Consider the following 17,116-nt stretch of genomic DNA (forward strand, 5'->3'; position numbering starts at 1 on the left):
GGCCTACGAAGAGGCCGTGTCCGCCCGCCCGGCCAGCAGGACCCGTTGCAGTTCCCGGGCGGCGCGCGGCGGGGCCACGTCGCTGCGGTGCGCCAGCGCGATGGTACGGCGCAGCCCCGGCCGGGCCAGCGGTGTCGTGCGCAGGCCGACGCCCGCCCGGGTGGCGACCATGCTCGGGACGACCGCGATTCCCAGGCCCGCGCGGACGAAGCCGAGCACCGCGTCCATCTCGCCGCCCTCCACCGTGAACGAGGGCTCGAAGCCCTCGGCCCGGCAGGCGGCCACCGTCAGCTCCCGCAGGTCGTAGCCGTGCCGGAACATCACGAGCGGCTCGCCCTGGAGGTCGGCGATCCGGACCCGGCCGCCCTTCCCGGGCCGGGGGCGGTGCGCCGACGAGACGACCACCAGGTCCTCCTGGAGCACCTCGACCGTGGTCAGCGCGGGTGAGGCGGCCGGCAGCGGCAGCACGACCAGCGCCAGGTCGAGCGCCCCGCGCGCCAGCTCCCGTACCAGGTCGTGCGAGCCGCCCTCCTCCAGCAGCAGCCGGATGCCGGGATGCAGGTCGTGGAAGGCGCGCAGCACCTCGGGCAGCAGCCCCGTGCACACGCTGGGCGTCGCGCCCAGCCTGACCCGGCCGCGACGCAGCTGGGCCAGCTCCTGGACCTCGTGCCGAGCGGTGTCGGCGTCGGCCAGGATGCGCCGGGCGAGCGGCAGCAGGGCCTCGCCCGCGTCCGTCAGCGTGATGTTCCCGCGCGCCCGGCTGAACAGCTCGGCGCCCAGCTCGTTCTCCAGAGCCCTGATCTGCTGGGAGAGCGAGGGCTGCGAGACGTGCACCTCCTCGGCGGCGCGGGTGAAGTGCCGGGCCTCGGCGACGGCCACGAAATAGGTCAGCTGCTGGAACTGCATCACCCCACGCTACCGCCTCACATAGGTACAGCCTATGGACATGAGGCATTCCATGTCTTGGACCGATCGGGCCATTCGGCCCTAGCGTCGTGTCCATGGCATTGGCAACCCGGACGGACCGACGGCCGTCCATGACGCGCACGCTCTGGGGCTCGACCGTCGGCAAGAAGGCGATCATGGCCGTGAGCGGTCTGGTCATGCTCCTCTACCTGGTCGTCCACATGATCGGCAACCTGAAGATCTTCTTCGGGGCCGACGAGTTCAACGGCTACGCGCACTGGCTGCGGGTGATGGGCGAGCCGTTCCTGCACCACGAGTGGGCGCTGTGGATCGTGCGCGTGGTGCTCGTCGCGGCCGTGGTGCTGCACGCCGTATCCGCGTACCAGCTCAGCCGGCGCGACCTCAGGGCGCGCCCCAGCCGCTATGTGCACAAGAGGGCGCGCGCGAGCTACGCCACCCGCACCATGCGCTACGGCGGCGTCATCCTGGGCCTGTTCATCGTCTGGCACGTCCTGGACCTCACCACCGGCACCGTGCACTCCGGCGGATTCCAGTCCGGCCACCCGTACCAGAACGTCATCGACACCTTCTCCACCTGGTACGGCAACGCCATCTACATCGTCGCGATGCTCGCCCTCGGACTCCACGTCCAGCACGGGTTCTGGAGCGCCGCGCAGACCCTCGGCGCCGGCCGCGCGAGCCGTGACCGCGTCCTGAAGACCCTCGCCAACGTCCTCGCGCTGGTGCTGACGGTGGGCTTCGTCTCCGTACCCGTCGCCGTCATGACCGGAGTGGTGAGCTGACATGAACGACTACACGCACTACACGACCGGCGAACCCGTCGCCGACACCAAGGCCCCCGAAGGCCCCGTCGCCGAACGCTGGGACACCCGCCGCTTCGAGGCCAGGTTGGTCAACCCCGCCAACCGCCGCAAGCACACCGTCATCGTCGTCGGCACCGGCCTCGCGGGCGGCTCGGCCGGCGCCACCCTGGCCGAACAGGGCTACCACGTCGTCCAGTTCTGCTTCCAGGACTCGCCCCGCCGGGCCCACTCCGTCGCCGCCCAGGGCGGCATCAACGCGGCCAAGAACTACCGCAACGACGGCGACTCGGTCCACCGGCTCTTCTACGACACCGTCAAGGGCGGCGACTTCCGCGCCCGCGAGTCCAACGTGCACCGGCTCGCGCAGATCTCCGTCGAGATCATCGACCAGTGCGTGGCGCAGGGCGTCCCCTTCGCCCGCGAGTACGGCGGCCTCCTCGACAACCGCTCCTTCGGCGGCGTCCAGGTCTCCCGCACCTTCTACGCCCGCGGTCAGACCGGACAGCAACTGCTCCTCGGCGCCTACCAGGCGCTGTCCCGGCAGATCGCCGCCGGCAACGTCGAGCTGCACCCCCGTACCGAGATGCTCGACCTGATCGTCGTCGGCGGAAGGGCGCGCGGCATCGTCGCCCGCGACCTCGTCACCGGGAAGACCGACACCTACTTCGCCGACGCCGTCGTCCTGGCCAGCGGCGGCTACGGAAACGTCTTCTACCTGTCGACCAACGCGATGAACTCCAACGCCACCGCCATCTGGCGGGCCCACCGGCGCGGCGCCTACTTCGCGAACCCCTGCTTCACCCAGATCCACCCCACCTGCATCCCGCGCACCGGCGACCACCAGTCCAAGCTGACCCTGATGAGCGAATCGCTGCGCAACGACGGCCGCATCTGGGTGCCGAAGGCCAAGGGCGACACCCGCCCGGCCAACGAGATCCCCGAGGACGAGCGCGACTACTACCTGGAGCGCCAGTACCCCGCCTTCGGCAACCTGGTGCCCCGCGACATCGCCTCCCGCGCCGCGAAGAACGTCTGCGACGAGGGGCGCGGCGTCGGGCCCGGCGGCCAGGGCGTCTACCTGGACTTCGCCGAGGCCATCGGGCGGATGGGCCGGGCGAAGGTCGAGGAGAAGTACGGCAACCTCTTCGACATGTACGCGCGGATCACCGCGGAGAACCCGTACGAGACGCCGATGCGGATCTACCCGGCCGTGCACTACACGATGGGCGGGCTCTGGGTCGACTACGACCTCCAGACCACCATTCCGGGCCTGTTCGCGATCGGCGAGGCCAACTTCTCCGACCACGGAGCCAACCGGCTCGGAGCGTCCGCGCTGATGCAGGGCCTCGCCGACGGCTACTTCGTCCTGCCCTCCACCATCAACGACTACCTCGCCCGCAACCCGCGGCAGGAGGAGGTCGACGCCTCACACCCCGTCGTCCAGGAGGCTGTCGCCGAGACCGAGGACCGGCTCAGCCTGCTCCTCGCCGTGGACGGCGACCGCACACCCGACTCCTTCCACCGGGAGATCGGCGAACTCATGTGGGAGTACTGCGGGATGGCCCGCACCGAGGAGGGGCTGCGCACCGCGCTCGCCCGCATCCCGCTGATCCGCGAGGAGTTCTGGCGCCGGATCAAGGTCCCCGGCAGCGGCGACGAGTTCAACCAGTCGCTGGAGAAGGCCAACCGCGTCGTCGACTACCTGGAGCTCGCCGAGCTCATGTGCCTCGACGCCCTGCACCGCGCCGAGTCCTGCGGCGGCCACTTCCGCGAGGAGTCCCAGACCCCGGACGGCGAGGCCGCCCGCCGCGACGAGGAGTTCTCCTACGGCGCCGCCTGGGAGTTCACCGGCACCGGCGAGGCCCCCGTCCTGCACAAGGAAGACCTCGTCTTCGAGTACGTCCACCCCACCCAGCGGAGCTACGCATGAAGCTCACCCTGCGCGTCTGGCGCCAGAAGAACGCCGACGCATCCGGAGCCATGTCCACGTACCAGGTGGACGGCATCTCGCAGGACATGTCGTTCCTGGAGATGCTCGACACCCTCAACGAGGAGCTGATCCTCGCCGGTGACGATCCCGTCGCCTTCGACCACGACTGCCGCGAGGGCATCTGCGGCGCGTGCAGCCTCGTCATCAACGGCGATGCCCATGGCCCGGATGGGGTCTCCCCTGCTCAAGCGGGTTCGAGAGCTGGGGGAAGTACGACCACCTGCCAGCTCCACATGCGTGCCTTCCAGGACGGCGACACCATCGACGTCGAGCCCTGGCGCGCCTCGGCCTTCCCCGTCGTCAAGGACCTGGTCGTGGACCGCTCGTCCTTCGACCGGATCATCCAGGCCGGCGGCTACATCTCCGCCCCGACCGGTACGGCTCCCGACGCGCACGCCACGCCCGTGCCCAAGCCGGACGCCGACTTCGCCTTCGAGCACGCCGAGTGCATCGGCTGCGGCGCCTGCGTCGCGGCCTGTCCCAACGGCTCGGCGATGCTCTTCACCTCGGCGAAGGTCAACCATCTGAACGTGCTGCCGCAGGGCGCCCCCGAGCGGGAGACCCGGGTGCTGGACATGGTGGAGCAGATGGACAGCGAGGGATTCGGCGGCTGCACGCTGACCGGGGAGTGCGCCACCGCCTGCCCGAAGGGCATTCCGCTGCCGTCGATCTCGGCCATGAACAAGGAGTGGCTGCGGGCCACCCGCAAGGCGCGCCGCTGAACCGGCCACCGCCTTCCGGCCCCGGAGTCCGCCCGCCTCCGGGGCCGGAAGGCCCGTACGTGTCCCGGCTCAGGACTGGGTGACGGAGAGGTCGTCGGCGTAGACCGTGCCCTGGCCGTACCAGCCGTGTACATAGACCGTCACCGAGCCGCTCGCGCCCGTGGTGAAGGACACCGACTGCTTGGTGTAGCCGCTCGACAGGCCCCAGGTGCTCGCCGTCGCGCCGCCCCGGACACCGAGGTAGGCGTAGTTCCCCTGCACGTAACCCTGAAGCGTGTACGTGGTGTTGGGGGCGAGGGTGAGCGTCTGCGCGCACTCGCCGGTCTGCGAGGAGGTGGCCGCGACGGCCAGCGCGTGCGTACCGCCGTGGACCGGCGTGGAGACGACCGAGCCACCGGACTCACAGGTCCAGGGGCCCAGCGAACCCGTCTCGAAGTCGCCGTTGACCAGCGATCCCGTGCCGCCGCCCGGTCCGGGCACCGTCAGGGTGAACGCCGCCGAGTGGCTGAGCGTGCCGGCGGTGCCGGTCACCGTGACGGTGTACGTGCCCGGGGCGGCCGACGCCGAGGCGCTGAGCGTCAGCGTCGAGGAGCCGCCGGCCGTGACCGAGGTCGGGCTGAGCGTCGCGGTCACCCCGGCCGGGGCGCCGCTCGTGGTCAGCGCGACCGTCTTGGCGGCGCCGGAGGTCACCGCGGTCTTCACGGTCGCGGTGGCCGACTTGCCCGGCTCGACCGTCGCCGACGAGGGGGTGACGGCCACCGAGTAGTCGTCGGTCACGGGACCGCTGCCGCCGCTCGTGAACGGGGCGAAGGTGTGGCTGAAGTACCAGGTGTCCTGCGCGATGCCCGAGCAGGTGTCGCTCCCGCCGGTACCGGGGCAGCCGCCGTTGTCGCGCTGGAGCGCCCAGAACGACAGGGTGCCGACGCCCTTGGAGACGGCCCAGTCGTAGACGGTGGGCGCGTTGGCCGTGGTGAAGGTCTCGGCCGGTCCGTAGTCGTCGATGCCGGGCATCTCGATGATCCCCGTCATGCCCCACAGCTGGGCCTCGGTCTTCGACGGGTACAGCGAGGCCAGCTGGCCCTTCAGGCCGGTGATGGCCGTCTGGGTGTCCTGGGCCATGTCGTGCGAGGCGCCGTCGTAGTAGTCGAACGTCATGAGGTTCACGACGTCGACCTTCGCCCCGTTGGACACCGCGTTCCTCAGCACCGCGAGCCCGCTCTCGGCGAGGCCACGGGTGGTGGTGGGCAGGGTGTACGAGATCTGCAGTGGGCGCCCCTCGGCGGCGGCCCAGTCCTGGACCTTCTTGATCGCCTTGTTGCGGCGGTCGATCCCGGCGCTGTTGTCCAGCGAGTTGTCCTCGATGTCCATGTCGAGGCGGGACACGTCGTAGGTCGAGATGACCTTCTCGTACGCGGCGGCGATCGAGTCGACGTTCGTGCAGCTGTCGGCGATCTCGGTGCCGGTGTTGTCGGCGGTGTAGCCGCCGAAGGACGGGATCACATCGCCACCGCGCGAGCGGATCGTGGCGAAGTCGGCGCCGAACTCGGACTGGGTGATCGGCGTGCTCGAATCACCGTTCCAGTACGGCGTGCAGGAACCACGGTTGTCCGTCTGGATGAAGGCCATGGTCAGGTACTTGGCACCGGACGCCTGTGAGAGCGCGGCCGGGCTGTCCCCGTTCCACGCCTCGAAGTACGGCGCGAAGACATGCGCGGGCAGGGGAGTGGCGGCGGTGGTGGCGGCCTGCGCGCCGGCGCCCGATCCGAGGATCAGACCTGCGGACGCGACGGTGGTGGCCAAGGCGCTCAGGACGGCGCCGAGTGTTCTTGGACGTCTCATGGGGCAGCTCCCAGCGGGGTGGGACAACGGGCGGATTGCCGTGAGGCATGCCCATGATTGGTCTGGACCAGATAACTGTCAACGTTCTTTACTGTTTCATGCCCAGTCGCTTGCCGGAGCCGACAACTCATGCGGCAAATAGGGGAGTTGGTGAGGATTGGGCGATCAGCCCAGACGGAGCGCGGCCCGCAGGTACGGGGCCGTGCGACTCTCCTCGGACCGTGCCACCTCCGCCGGAGGACCCGCCGCCACGATCCGGCCGCCCCGGTCGCCGCCACCCGGCCCGAGGTCGATCACCCAGTCGGCGCCCGCGACCACGGCCATGTCGTGTTCCACGACCACCACGGTGCCGCCCGAGTCGACCAGCCCGTGCAACTGCCGCATCAGCACCTCGACATCGGCCGGATGCAGCCCCGTCGTCGGCTCGTCCAGCAGATACAGCGTGTGGCCCCGGCGGGCCCGCTGAAGCTCGGCCGCCAGCTTGATCCGCTGCGCCTCGCCGCCGGACAGCTCCGTCGCGGGCTGCCCGAGCCGCAGATAGCCGAGCCCCACGTCCAGCAGCGTGCCCAGGCTGCGCGCGGCGGCCGGGGTGTCCGCGAGGAAGTCCGCCGCCGCCTCCACCGTCAGATCGAGCACGGAGGCGATGTCCAGCCCCCGCAGCGTGACGTCGAGCGTGGCGGGGTTGTAGCGCGCGCCGTGACAGTCCGGGCAGGGGGCGTACGTACTCGGCAGAAACAGCAGCTCCACCGAGACGAACCCCTCGCCCTGGCACGTCTCGCACCGCCCGCCCGGCACGTTGAACGAGAACCGCCCGGCCCGGTAGCCGCGCTCCCGGGCCAGGGGCGTCTGCGCGAACAGCTTGCGCACCACGTCGAAGAGCCCGGTGTACGTGGCCAGGTTGGACCGGGGCGTACGGCCGATCGGCCGCTGGTCGACCTGGACCAGCCGGTCCACCGCCTCCAGCCCCTCCGCCCGGACGCACCCCGTCACCGGCTGCTCCGGCTCCGACTCCTCGGCTCCGGCGGCCCGCCGGTCGGCCGCCGCGCCCGCCAGCACCTGCCCCACCAGCGTCGACTTGCCGGACCCGGACACCCCGGTGACCGCCGTGAACACCCCGAGCGGGAAAGCCGCGTCCACCCCGCGCACGTTGTGCCGCTCCACCCCGTGCAGCCGCAGCCACCCCGAGGGCGCGCGCACCGCACGTACCGGGGCGGGGCCGTCGTCGAGGAGGAAGCGCCGGGTCGCGGACTCCGCGACGTCGGCGAGCCCGGCCGGCGGACCGCTGTGCAGCACCCGGCCGCCGTGCTCACCGGCCAGCGGACCCACATCCACCAGCCAGTCCGCCCGCCGCACCACGTCCATCTGGTGCTCCACCACGAAGACCGTGTTGCCCGCCTCCTTCAGCCGGCCCAGCACCGCGAGCAGCGACTCGGTGTCCGCCGGGTGCAGGCCCGCGGACGGCTCGTCCAGGACGTACACCACACCGAAGAGGCCCGACCGCAGCTGGGTCGCCAGCCGCAGCCGCTGGAGCTCGCCGGAGGAGAGCGTGGGAGCCGTGCGGTCCAGACTCAGGTAGCCGAGCCCGAGCTCGGTGACCGTCCCGATCCGGGCCAGCAGGTCCGCAGTCAGGACCCGGGCGGTCTCCCCACCGCCCGTCGCCGTGAGCACACCGGCGAGTTCGGTGAGCGCGAGGCCCGCCAGCTGCGCGATCGTACGGCCCGCGAAGGTCACCGCCAGGGCCTCCGGCCGCAGCCGGCTGCCCCCGCAGGCCGGGCAGGGCTCGCTGGTCAGGAAGCGCTCGGCCTTCGCCCGCAGGGTGGCGCTCCTGGAATCGGCGAAGGTGTGCATCACATAGCGGCGCGCGCTCATGTACGTGCCCTGGTAGGGGCGTTGGATGCGGCCCGCCTCGCGCACCGGATGCACGGTCACCACCGGCTGCTCGTCGGTGAACAGGATCCACTCCCGGTCGGCGGGATCGAGCGCGCGCCACGGCCGGTCCACGTCGTAACCGAGGGCGTCCAGCACATCGCGCAGGTTCTTGCCCTGCCAGGCGCCCGGCCAGGCGGCGATCGCCCCGTCCCGGATCGACAGGTCCGGGTCCGGGACCAGCAGCTCCTCGCTGGTGCGGTGGACCCGTCCCAGGCCGTGGCATTCGGGGCAGGCGCCGGCGGCGGTGTTCGGGGAGAACGCGTCCGAGTCCAGCCGCTCCGCGCCCCTCGGATAGTCCCCGGCCCGGGAGAACAGCATCCGCAGCGAGTTGGACAGCGTCGTCACCGTACCCACGGAGGACCGCGCGCCGGGCGCCGACCTGCGCTGCTCCAGCGAGACGGCGGGCGGCAGTCCGGTGATCTCGCCGACCGCGGGCGCGCCGACCTGGTGGATCAGCCGCCTGGCGTACGGGGCGACGGACTCGAAGTAGCGGCGCTGGGCCTCCGCGTAGATCGTGCCGAAGGCGAGCGAGGACTTGCCGGAACCGGAGACCCCGGTGAAGACGGTCAGGGTGTCGCGGGGGATGTCGACGTCGACATCGCGCAGGTTGTGCTCGCGGGCGCCGCGGACCCGGACGTACGGATCGTGAGGGGAGGTCATGGGGGAGGAGGTCTCCGTACGCTCGGTATCGAACTGTTCGTGCCGGCCGGTGCCGCGCCGGTTCGCCGGACACCGCGGCCCCTTGGTTTGCTGGCCGTATGCGAAACGACGCCCGGCCGCTGGCCGTATTCGATCTCGACGGTACGCTCGCCGACACCGCCCACCGCCGGCACTATCTGGAGGGCCGCCGCCGGGACTGGGCCGGCTTCTTCGCCGCCGCGGTGGACGACCCGCCGCTGGCCGAAGGCGTACGGCTGGCGCTGAGCAGTGCGCGGGAGTGCGAGGTCGTCTACCTCACCGGGCGGCCCGAGCGGTGCCGCAAGGACACCGTCGCCTGGCTGGCGCGGCAGGGGCTGCCCGAGGGTGCGCTGCACATGCGGCGCAACGACGACCGCCGGCCGGCCCGGCGGACCAAGCTGGAGATCCTTCAGCGGCTCGGCCGCGACCGTACGGTGCGGATGCTGGTCGACGACGACGAGCTGGTCTGCGACGCCGCGGAGCTGGCCGGAATCCGCGTGGTGCGCGCCCGGTGGACGCCGGCGTCACCCGCGCTGAAGGACGCACAGGAGCGCGAGGGCCGTACCTGATCCGGCCAAGTGCGCCGCACCCGCCCGGTCGCCGTGCGCGCCCCGCTCGCGTCACTGCGGGTCATCGAGGCGGAAGCCCACCTTCAGGCCGACCTGGTAGTGCGCGATTCGGCCATCTTCGATCTGTCCGCGCACCTGGGTGATCTCGAACCAGTCGAGATTGTGCAACGTTTCCGAGGCTCTTGCGACGCCGTTGCGGATGGCCTCGTCCACGCCCTCCTGGGAGGTTCCTACGATTTCAGTGACGCGATACGTGTGGTTTGACATGGAATGTCTCCTCTCGCCCTTACCAAGGTGCCCTACCTCGGCCCGGTTCGCGAGGGGTCGCGGAGGTCCCGCATGTCCGGAACGGCCCTTGACCAAAGTATTGGTCCATACCAAAATCCAGCCACGCCCGTGCGAGCGCAGCCCGCAGTCCCCCCACACCGGGTCCGCAATTTCGTCCTGCCGTTCCGCAGAAGGTGACTCCGTGAAAAACCGCATGCTCGTCGGAGCTGTTGCCCTGATTTCCACTGTTGCGCTGGGCGGGTGCGGCATGATCCCGGGATCAGGCGGCTCCGGCAGCAAGAAGGTGACGATCTGGCTGATGAAGGACAGCGTGACCGCCGACTTCCTGGACCGCTTCAAGAAGTCGTACGAGGACGAGCACTCATCGGTCGAGCTGGAATTCAAGATCCAGGAATGGGGCGGCATCGGCCCGAAGGTTCTTGAGGCGCTGGGCGGAAAGGACACGCCCGATGTCATCGAGGTCGGCAACACCCAGGTCGCCCAGTACGCCGCGAGCGGCAACCTGCGCGACCTGACCCTGGAATCCATGCGTGACCTGGGAAGCGAGGACTGGCTGCCCGGTCTCGCCGAGCCGGGGAGCATCGGCGGCGTCCAGTACGGAATCCCGTGGTACGCGGCCAACCGCGTGGTCATCTACAACAAGGACCTCTTCGAGGACGCGGGCATCAAGAACCCGCCGAAGACGCGCGCCGAGTGGATCGAGGACAGCGAAAAACTCAACCACGACGGAAACCAGGGCATGTATCTGCCGGGGCAGAACTGGTATGTGCTGGCCGGGTTCATCTGGGACGAGGGCGGGCAACTCGCCTCCGACAAGGAAGGCGACTGGCAGGGCACTCTCGACAGCCCCGCCGCGCTCAAGGGCATGGAGTTCTATTCGCAGCTCCAGGCGCTGGGCCAGGGCCCCAAGGACGCCGACGAGGAAAAGCCCCCGCAGGCGGATGTGTTCGCCGAGGGGAATGTCGCCCAGATCATCTCAACCCCCAGTACCGCGACGCTGATCGAGAAGACGAACCCCGAACTCAAGGGCAAACTGGGCTACTTCCCCATTCCGGGCAAGACCTCGAAGGCGCCCGGCTCGGTGTTCACCGGCGGCTCCGACCTGATCGTCCCGCAGAAGGCCGACCAGCGCAGCGCGGGGTACGAGGTGATCAAGGCGCTGGCCGGCGCCAAGTGGCAGGAGGAGCTGGCGAAGACCATGAGCTACGTGCCCAACAAGCCCTCCCTCGCCCATGTCATCGAGGGCGAGGAGAGCACCGCCGCGATGGCCGAGGGTGCCACGCAGGGCCACGCGACCCCGAACTCCTCGCAATGGGCGGCGGTCGAGGCCGACAACCCGATCAAGCCCTACATGACGGCGGTCCTCCAGGGCGGGGACCTGCGGACCGAGGCGAAGGACGCCTCCGAGAAGATCACCGCGCTGCTCATCGGCAGCTGACCGGGCCGGGCGAGCCGGCCGGCGGCGCGGGGCGGGACCGGGTGGACGACCGGTCCCGCCCCGCGCCTCGCCCCGCTCAGTCCACCGTCGCCAGCGACAGCGCGAACCTGTCCCCGGAATCCGTCCACCAGTGGGTCAGCCGCAGCCCCGCACCGGCCAGCTCACGGCGCACACCGTCCTCACGGAACTTCGCGGACACCTCCGTGCGCAGCTCCTCACCCGCGTCGAACGGCACCACCAGATCCAGCTGCGGGATCTTCACGGTCAGCGCCCGGCGGGCCCGCAGCCGCATCTCGATCCACTCCTCGCGCGGATTCCACCGGGCCACATGCTCGAAGTCGTCCGGCGAGAAGTCCGCCCCCAGCTCCCGGTCGACGACCGACAGCACATTGCGGTTGAACGCGGCGGTCACCCCCGCCGCGTCGTCGTACGCCGCCACCAGCACCTCCTCGTCCTTCACGAGATCCGTGCCGAGGAGCAGCGCGTCACCGGGCGCCAGCAGCGAGCGCACCGACTCCAGGAACACCGCCCGCTCCCCGGGCAGCAGATTGCCGAGCGTGCCGCCCAGGAACGCCACCAGCCGGGGCCCGGGGGTGTCGGGCAGCGAGAGCCCGGCGGTGAAGTCGGCGATCAGCGCGTGCACCGACAGCTGCGGCCGCTCGGCCAGCAGGGCGTCCGCGGCGCCGCGCAGCGCGCTCTCACTGACGTCGACCGGCACGTAGGTGTCCAGGCCGGGCAGCGCGTCCAGCAGGAACCGGGTCTTCTCCGAGGAGCCCGAACCCAGCTCGACCAGGGTGCGGGCCCCGGACGCGGCGGCGATCTCGGCGGCCCGGCCGCTCAGGATCTCCCGCTCGGCACGCGTCGGGTAGTACTCGGGGAGCCGGGTGATCTCCTCGAACAGCTCGCTGCCCCGGGCGTCGTAGAACCACTTGGGCGGCAGTGTCTTCGGCTGCCGGGTCAGGCCGTGCAGCACATCGGCGCGCAGCGCCGCGTCCGTCGCGTCCACCGGCAGGGTGCGGGTCAGCAGGAAGGGACTCACGCGTGGGGCTCCTTCAGGGGGGTGAGCAGGACATCGGCACTGGTCGCGGTCAGCAGGGTGCGGTCGGGGACCTCGCACCAGCGCGGATCGTCGTCGTACGGCTCCGAGGCGACGACCGTGTGCCGGCCGGGCTCGGACAGATGCCACAGGGTGTCGCCCCAGGCGGTCGCCACGATGGTGCGGCCGTCGGTGAGCAGCAGGTTGAGCCGGGAGCCGGGGGCGGCCTCCGCGACCTCCAGGACGGTGTCCGCCACGGCCTGGGGGAGCGCGTCGCCCGCCGCGAGCCGGTGCCGCACCAGGGCCCACACCAGGGCGGAGTCGCTGCGGGCGGTGAGCCGCAGCAGCTCGGCCGGGGGCAGGGTGGCCGCCAGGGCCGCCGCCGAGCCGGGCCAGTCCTTCAGCGCCCCGTTGTGGCTGAACAGCACGTCGCCCGCGGCGAACGGCGCGGCCGCCGCCTCACCGTCCGGGTCGGCCGCGGTCGCGTCCCGGACCGCGGCGAGCAGGGCGTGGCTGCGGACCACCCGGGCCAGATCGGCGAAGGTCTGGTCGCCCCACACGGGCCCCCGGCGGCGGTACCGGCCGGGAACGGGGTCGCCGTCCGCGTACCAGCCGACCCCGAAGCCGTCGGCGTTGACCGTCCCGTACCGTTGCCGGCGCGGCGCCCAGGACTGCCGCACCAGGGAGTGCGCCGGCCGCGTCAGCACCTCGCCCAGGGCCACCGGCTGCCCCAGGTAGGCGATATGGCGGCACATCAGAGGTCCCTCGCGGTCCGGAAACCGGAGAAGATCTGCCGCCTGACCGGCAGGTCCCAGTTGCGGAACGTACCCCGGCAGGCCACCGTGTCCACCGCGAACGAGCCGCCCCGCAGCACCTTGTGCCCGGGGCCGAAGAACACCTCCGAGTACTCGCGGTACGGGAACGGCGCGAACCCCGGATAGGGCAGGAAATCGCTCGCCGTCCACTCCCACACGTCACCGATCAGCTGCCCCGCCCCGCACGGCGCCCGCCCGGCCGGATACGCCCCCGCGGGCGCCGGCCGCAGATGGCGCTGACCGAGATTGGCGTGGACCGGGGCCGGGTCCTCGTCGCCCCACGGATAGCGGCGGGAGCGTCCGGAAGTGGGGTCGTGCCGGGCCGCCTTCTCCCATTCCGCCTCCGTGGGCAGGCGGCGGCCCGCCCAGCGCGCGTACGCGTCGGCCTCGTACCAGCTCACGTGCAGGACCGGCTCGTCGCCCGGCACCGGCTCGGTCACCCCGAAGCGGCGGCGCAGCCACTGACCGGCCTCCCGGTGCCAGAACAGCGGGGCCTCCAGCGCGTGTTCGCGGACCATCGCCCAGCCCTCGGGCGCCCACCAGCGCCGCTCGCCGTATCCGCCGTCCTCGATGAACGCCCGGTAGGCGCCGCAGGTCACCGGGGCGGTGTCGATGTGGAAGCCGGGGACCTCCCGGCGGTGCGCGGGGCGCTCGTTGTCGAGCGCCCACGGTTCGGTCGACGTACCCATGGTGAACGGGCCCCCGGGCACCAGCACTTCGGCGGACAGCACCGGGGCGTCCACCGCGCGGGGCGGCTCGGGCGCCGTCAGCGCCACCGGCCCCGAACGCAGCTGATGGGTGATCAGCATCGTTTCGTCGTGCTGCTGTTCGTGCTGGGCGATCATCCCGAAGGCGAAGGCGGACCGCACCAGTGCGGCGCCCCCGTCGAGCGGAGTGGATTCGAGCACGTCCAGCGCCCTGCCGCGTACCTCCGAGGCGTACGAACGGGCCTCGGACGGCGCCAGCAGCGGGAGCGAGGGACGGGTGGCACGCGGGTGCTCGAAGGCGTCGTACAGGCCGTCGATCTCCGGGCGCATCGCCTCCCGGCCCGCGACGCCGCGCAGCAGCCACAGCTCTTCCTGATTGCCGATGTGCGCGAGGTCCCACACCAGCGGGGACATCAACGGCGAGTGCTGAGCGGTCAGTTCGTGGTCGTCCACGCTGTCGGTGAGGAGCGTGGTGCGCTTGCGGGCGGTGAGCAGCGCGGCGAGAGCCCGCTCGCGCAGCGCCTCGGCGTCCCCGGTGTGCGGGGGAGCGGGGGATTCGGTCATGACAGGGTCCCCTTCGGATGGTCCGGGCGGTGGGCCGGGCCCGTGGTGAGCAGGTCGCGCAGATCGTCGGCCGGGCATCTGCCACGGGCGACGTAGCGGTCGTGGAAGCCGGCCACGGCGTCCACCACCGCCCGGGACGCGCCGATCCTGGGCAGCGCCTCCAGGGCGAGCGCGAAGCAGACGGCAGCCGCCTGGCGCAGCTCCGGATCGGTCAGTCCGTCGCGGGCGGCGGCCGTCCAGAGCGGATTGCGCGGGGCGGCCGAGGCACCCGCGGTCTCGGCCAGCGGCTTCACGGCGCGGTAGACGGTCTCGGCGGCCTCGGGGTCGTCGAACAGGGCGGTCGTGACGGCGAGCGGCACGATCCAGCCGCCGTCACCGGGCTGCGCGTCGATCATGCGCAGCTCCAGGTGTCCGCGCGGCCGGACCGGCGGGAACAACGTGGTGATGTGGTAGTCGAGGTCACCCCGGTCCGGGCGGCGTCCGGGCAGCCCCGAGCGGATCCAGTCCCGGAAGGCGAGCCCCTCCGGCACGGCCCACGGACCCTCGCCCCGGACACACAGCACCGGCGTGTCCAGGACATGCGCGGTCCAGGCGTCGCGCGGCGGCAACGCATCGCAAGGCGCCAGCGTCCGTGACGCGTCCAGGTCGGCCCACAGGGACTGGCGCGTCGACCGCCAGGGTGTCGGCGCGCCCCGCTGGAACGGCGAGTTGGCGAAGGCCGCCACCAGCACCGCGCCCAGCACATGGGCCAGCTGCCAGCGCCGCGCGTACCCGAGCGGCCCCGGCTCCTCCTCCCCGGCGTCCAGGCAGACCTGGACCGAGGCGGTGGTGCACATCATGGCGCGGCCGGCCGGCCCCCGCCGGTCGAACGCGCTCTCCATGGCCTCGTACCGGGGCTCGCGCAGGACCCGGCGCGGTGACTGCCACGGATCGACGCCCATACCGGCGGGGACGAGACCCAGCCGGGCGAGGGCGGCCCGTACGGCGACGAGATCGGCGGCGGTGTCATCGACACACGCCATCAGGGAAGCGGCGGGGCGCGAGCTGAGCTCCAGCTGTCCGCCGGGTTCGAAGGTGAGCGCCGCACTCAGGGGCAGCGCCCGGACGGCCGTTGCGGCCGCCTCCAGCAGGTGGGGCGGGACGGGGCGGTGGGGGTGTTCACGATCGTGCAGAAGCCATTCGAGTTCGACTCCCACGGTGCGCGGCGGTCCCGTCTTGAAGCAGATGCCGCGCAGTAAATCCTCCGCCTCGCCCTCGCCGATGGGCGGGGCCGGAGCGGGCGGACCGTGGCCGCCGGGTGTGTCGGATGACATGCCGGGCCTCCTTCTTCCGGTGCGTCCGTCCTACCCAAACCCCTGTAAAGGGATCGCACAAGAGTGCCCTGTGCGCCGAATATTGGGTTGCGTCTCCTGCGGAGGGGCGTCGACCATGCCCCGTATGCACCTTAAGGGGGAGAGGCCGTGAGCGCCCGGCTGCGCGGCATCGCGCGGGAGACCGAAGCCATCGTCCGGGCGGGTTCCTACCGCACCGCACAGGGCCGCGACATCAGTATCGAACGTGCCCTGACCGCCGCGCTTTCGGGCACCCGTCTGTACGGCCCCGAGCCGGTGCCCGTCGCCGTGCTCGACCGCGACCGGGCCCCGGACATCGAGGTAACGGGCGAGAGCAGCCTGCGGGCGGCCGCCCGGATGACCGCCGAGCGGCCCGGCAAGGTGGCTGTCCTGAACTACGCGTCCGCCCGCAACCCCGGCGGCGGCTACCTCAACGGCGCCCAGGCGCAGGAAGAGGCCCTGTGCCGGGCATCCGCCCTGTACGCCACGCTGCTGCGGGCCCCCGAGTACTACGCCCACCACCGCGCCGAACGCGGCGCGTTCTACACCGACCGGGTCATCCACTCACCGGGCGTGCCCGTCTTCCGCGACGACCGCGGCCGGCTGCTCGACACCCCGTACGCGGCGGGCTTCCTGACCTCGCCCGCGCCCAACGCCGGAGTGATCCGCGCCCGGACCCCGCAGGAGGCGCACCGCATCCCCGCCGCGCTCGCCGCCCGCGCGGAACGGGTGCTGGAGGTCGCGGCCGTACGCGGCTACCGCCGGCTGGTCCTGGGCGCCTGGGGATGCGGCGTCTTCCGCAACGACCCCGCCGAGGTGGCCGGCGCGTTCCGCGCGCTGCTCACCGGGGAGGGCCGGTTCGCGGGCCACTTCGAGCAGATCGTGTTCGGCATCCTCGGCCGCGACGACACCTCACCGACGAAGACCGCGTTCGAGCGCGTCTTCGCCCAGTGGTGTGAACCCTCACCCTGACGTCCAGGGTGAGGGCCGCCACCGTCACGACCAGCCGTAGCGCTCCCTCAGCCGCCCGACGACCAGGTCGAACCTGTCCCGGTCCAGGGCGCACGCCTCGCGCCGCATCCCGTCCTCGTGCACCCGCAGCACCCGGTCCAGGTCCACCCACGACTGGCGCCCCGAGCTGTCCCAGGGGCCGGCGCCCAGCGCCACCCACTCGCGGTCCCGGTCGTGCTGCTTGCTGGACAGCTGCACGGCCAGCAGCGTGCCCGCCGCCTCCCGCGCCACCACCAGCACCGGACGGTCCTTGCCGCGCCCGTCGTTCTCCTCGAAGGGCACCCAGGTCCAGACGATCTCCCCGGGATCGGGGTTGCCGTCCCGGTCGGGGGCGTAGGAGGTGCGGACCGGGCCCACATCGCGCGGCTCGGCCTCCGCGGTGGCGGTGGAACCCGAGCGGCCGGGGAAGGCGGCCGGATCGTCATGGCTGTCGGTGCGGTGCTGGATCGTCATCGCAACACCGTAGAAC

The 17,116-nt window shown here is 71.7% G+C and carries 15 protein-coding genes; 6 read left to right on the forward strand and 9 right to left on the reverse strand.

Annotated features, from left to right (window positions below; genetic code table 11):
* Nucleotides 1–3: 3 nt before the first annotated feature.
* A complete protein-coding gene (locus P8A18_RS31630) occupies nt 4–906 on the reverse strand; it encodes a LysR family transcriptional regulator (protein ID WP_018554203.1) in 903 nt (300 codons plus the stop codon).
* A gap of 95 nt (nt 907–1,001) precedes the next feature.
* Here P8A18_RS31630 and P8A18_RS31635 point away from each other — a divergent pair, with 95 nt between their 5' ends.
* From P8A18_RS31635 to P8A18_RS31645, 3 genes are read left to right on the forward strand one after another with little or no spacing between them, the layout of a single operon-like run.
* Nucleotides 1,002–1,709: a succinate dehydrogenase gene (locus P8A18_RS31635; RefSeq protein WP_306060153.1), complete on the forward strand. Its 708-nt coding sequence runs from the start codon at nt 1,002–1,004 to the stop codon at nt 1,707–1,709.
* A gap of 1 nt (nt 1,710) precedes the next feature.
* Nucleotides 1,711–3,660, forward strand: a complete 1,950-nt coding sequence (locus P8A18_RS31640; RefSeq protein ID WP_306060155.1) for a fumarate reductase/succinate dehydrogenase flavoprotein subunit — start codon at nt 1,711–1,713, stop codon at nt 3,658–3,660.
* Entirely contained in the window at nt 3,657–4,442 is a 786-nt protein-coding gene (locus tag P8A18_RS31645) for a succinate dehydrogenase/fumarate reductase iron-sulfur subunit (protein WP_306060157.1), read from the forward strand. The genes P8A18_RS31640 and P8A18_RS31645 overlap by 4 nt, the downstream gene beginning before the upstream one ends.
* A 69-nt stretch (nt 4,443–4,511) precedes the next feature.
* Here P8A18_RS31645 and P8A18_RS31650 read toward each other — a convergent pair whose 3' ends face one another.
* Nucleotides 4,512–6,281 (reverse strand): glycosyl hydrolase family 18 protein, encoded by a 1,770-nt coding sequence (locus tag P8A18_RS31650; RefSeq protein WP_306060159.1) that lies wholly within the window; start codon nt 6,279–6,281, stop codon nt 4,512–4,514.
* A 165-nt stretch (nt 6,282–6,446) separates the two neighbouring features.
* A complete protein-coding gene (locus P8A18_RS31655) occupies nt 6,447–8,870 on the reverse strand; it encodes an excinuclease ABC subunit UvrA (RefSeq protein WP_306060161.1) in 2,424 nt (807 codons plus the stop codon).
* A 98-nt stretch (nt 8,871–8,968) separates the two neighbouring features.
* Here P8A18_RS31655 and P8A18_RS31660 point away from each other — a divergent pair, with 98 nt between their 5' ends.
* Nucleotides 8,969–9,457: a phosphatase domain-containing protein gene (locus P8A18_RS31660; RefSeq protein WP_306060163.1), complete on the forward strand. Its 489-nt coding sequence runs from the start codon at nt 8,969–8,971 to the stop codon at nt 9,455–9,457.
* Between the two features lie 51 nt (nt 9,458–9,508).
* Here the strand turns inward: P8A18_RS31660 and P8A18_RS31665 are convergent, their stop codons facing one another.
* A complete protein-coding gene (locus tag P8A18_RS31665; RefSeq protein ID WP_018554210.1) occupies nt 9,509–9,724 on the reverse strand; it encodes a dodecin in 216 nt (71 codons plus the stop codon).
* Nucleotides 9,725–9,926: 202 nt separating this feature from the next.
* Between P8A18_RS31665 and P8A18_RS31670 the strand changes: the two genes are divergently transcribed.
* Complete coding sequence (locus P8A18_RS31670) at nt 9,927–11,183, forward strand: extracellular solute-binding protein (RefSeq protein WP_306060165.1); 1,257 nt, start codon at nt 9,927–9,929, stop codon at nt 11,181–11,183.
* 76 nt (nt 11,184–11,259) lie between these two features.
* Here P8A18_RS31670 and egtD read toward each other — a convergent pair whose 3' ends face one another.
* Genes egtD through egtA form a run of 4 tightly spaced genes read right to left on the reverse strand, consistent with a single transcriptional unit; the run spans nt 11,260 to nt 15,618 of the window.
* Complete coding sequence (gene egtD, locus P8A18_RS31675) at nt 11,260–12,222, reverse strand: L-histidine N(alpha)-methyltransferase (RefSeq protein ID WP_306060167.1); 963 nt, start codon at nt 12,220–12,222, stop codon at nt 11,260–11,262.
* On the reverse strand, nt 12,219–12,974 hold the full coding sequence (egtC, locus tag P8A18_RS31680) for an ergothioneine biosynthesis protein EgtC (RefSeq protein WP_306060169.1): 756 nt from the start codon (nt 12,972–12,974) through the stop codon (nt 12,219–12,221). The genes egtD and egtC overlap by 4 nt, the downstream gene beginning before the upstream one ends.
* Nucleotides 12,974–14,305: an ergothioneine biosynthesis protein EgtB gene (egtB, locus tag P8A18_RS31685; RefSeq protein ID WP_306060171.1), complete on the reverse strand. Its 1,332-nt coding sequence runs from the start codon at nt 14,303–14,305 to the stop codon at nt 12,974–12,976. Before egtB ends, egtC begins: the two co-directional genes overlap by 1 nt.
* Nucleotides 14,302–15,618, reverse strand: coding sequence for an ergothioneine biosynthesis glutamate--cysteine ligase EgtA (egtA, locus tag P8A18_RS31690; protein WP_306060173.1), 1,317 nt, complete (start codon nt 15,616–15,618; stop codon nt 14,302–14,304). Before egtA ends, egtB begins: the two co-directional genes overlap by 4 nt.
* A 147-nt stretch (nt 15,619–15,765) precedes the next feature.
* Here egtA and P8A18_RS31695 point away from each other — a divergent pair, with 147 nt between their 5' ends.
* Nucleotides 15,766–16,608 (forward strand): TIGR02452 family protein, encoded by an 843-nt coding sequence (locus P8A18_RS31695; protein WP_306060175.1) that lies wholly within the window; start codon nt 15,766–15,768, stop codon nt 16,606–16,608.
* Nucleotides 16,609–16,632: 24 nt separating this feature from the next.
* Here P8A18_RS31695 and P8A18_RS31700 read toward each other — a convergent pair whose 3' ends face one another.
* The gene (locus P8A18_RS31700) at nt 16,633–17,100 is read right to left on the reverse strand and encodes a type II toxin-antitoxin system PemK/MazF family toxin (RefSeq protein ID WP_018554217.1); all 468 of its coding nucleotides are present in this window, start codon (nt 17,098–17,100) and stop codon (nt 16,633–16,635) included.
* Nucleotides 17,101–17,116: the final 16 nt, after the last annotated feature.

This window comes from Streptomyces sp. Mut1 (assembly GCF_030719295.1).
Lineage (GTDB): Bacteria > Actinomycetota > Actinomycetes > Streptomycetales > Streptomycetaceae > Streptomyces > Streptomyces castrisilvae.

Excerpts from the sequence above, each read along its gene's own strand:
- P8A18_RS31630 (WP_018554203.1), bottom strand. The coding sequence starts at position 906 with ATGCAGTTCCAGCAGCTGACCTATTTCGTGGCCGTCGCCGAGGCCCGG.
- P8A18_RS31635 (WP_306060153.1), top strand. The coding sequence starts at position 1,002 with ATGGCATTGGCAACCCGGACGGACCGACGGCCGTCCATGACGCGCACG.
- P8A18_RS31640 (WP_306060155.1), top strand. The coding sequence starts at position 1,711 with ATGAACGACTACACGCACTACACGACCGGCGAACCCGTCGCCGACACC.
- P8A18_RS31645 (WP_306060157.1), top strand. The coding sequence starts at position 3,657 with ATGAAGCTCACCCTGCGCGTCTGGCGCCAGAAGAACGCCGACGCATCC.
- P8A18_RS31650 (WP_306060159.1), bottom strand. The coding sequence starts at position 6,281 with ATGAGACGTCCAAGAACACTCGGCGCCGTCCTGAGCGCCTTGGCCACC.
- P8A18_RS31655 (WP_306060161.1), bottom strand. The coding sequence starts at position 8,870 with ATGACCTCCCCTCACGATCCGTACGTCCGGGTCCGCGGCGCCCGCGAG.
- P8A18_RS31660 (WP_306060163.1), top strand. The coding sequence starts at position 8,969 with ATGCGAAACGACGCCCGGCCGCTGGCCGTATTCGATCTCGACGGTACG.
- P8A18_RS31665 (WP_018554210.1), bottom strand. The coding sequence starts at position 9,724 with ATGTCAAACCACACGTATCGCGTCACTGAAATCGTAGGAACCTCCCAG.
- egtC (WP_306060169.1), bottom strand. The coding sequence starts at position 12,974 with ATGTGCCGCCATATCGCCTACCTGGGGCAGCCGGTGGCCCTGGGCGAG.
- egtB (WP_306060171.1), bottom strand. The coding sequence starts at position 14,305 with ATGACCGAATCCCCCGCTCCCCCGCACACCGGGGACGCCGAGGCGCTG.
- egtA (WP_306060173.1), bottom strand. The coding sequence starts at position 15,618 with ATGTCATCCGACACACCCGGCGGCCACGGTCCGCCCGCTCCGGCCCCG.
- P8A18_RS31700 (WP_018554217.1), bottom strand. The coding sequence starts at position 17,100 with ATGACGATCCAGCACCGCACCGACAGCCATGACGATCCGGCCGCCTTC.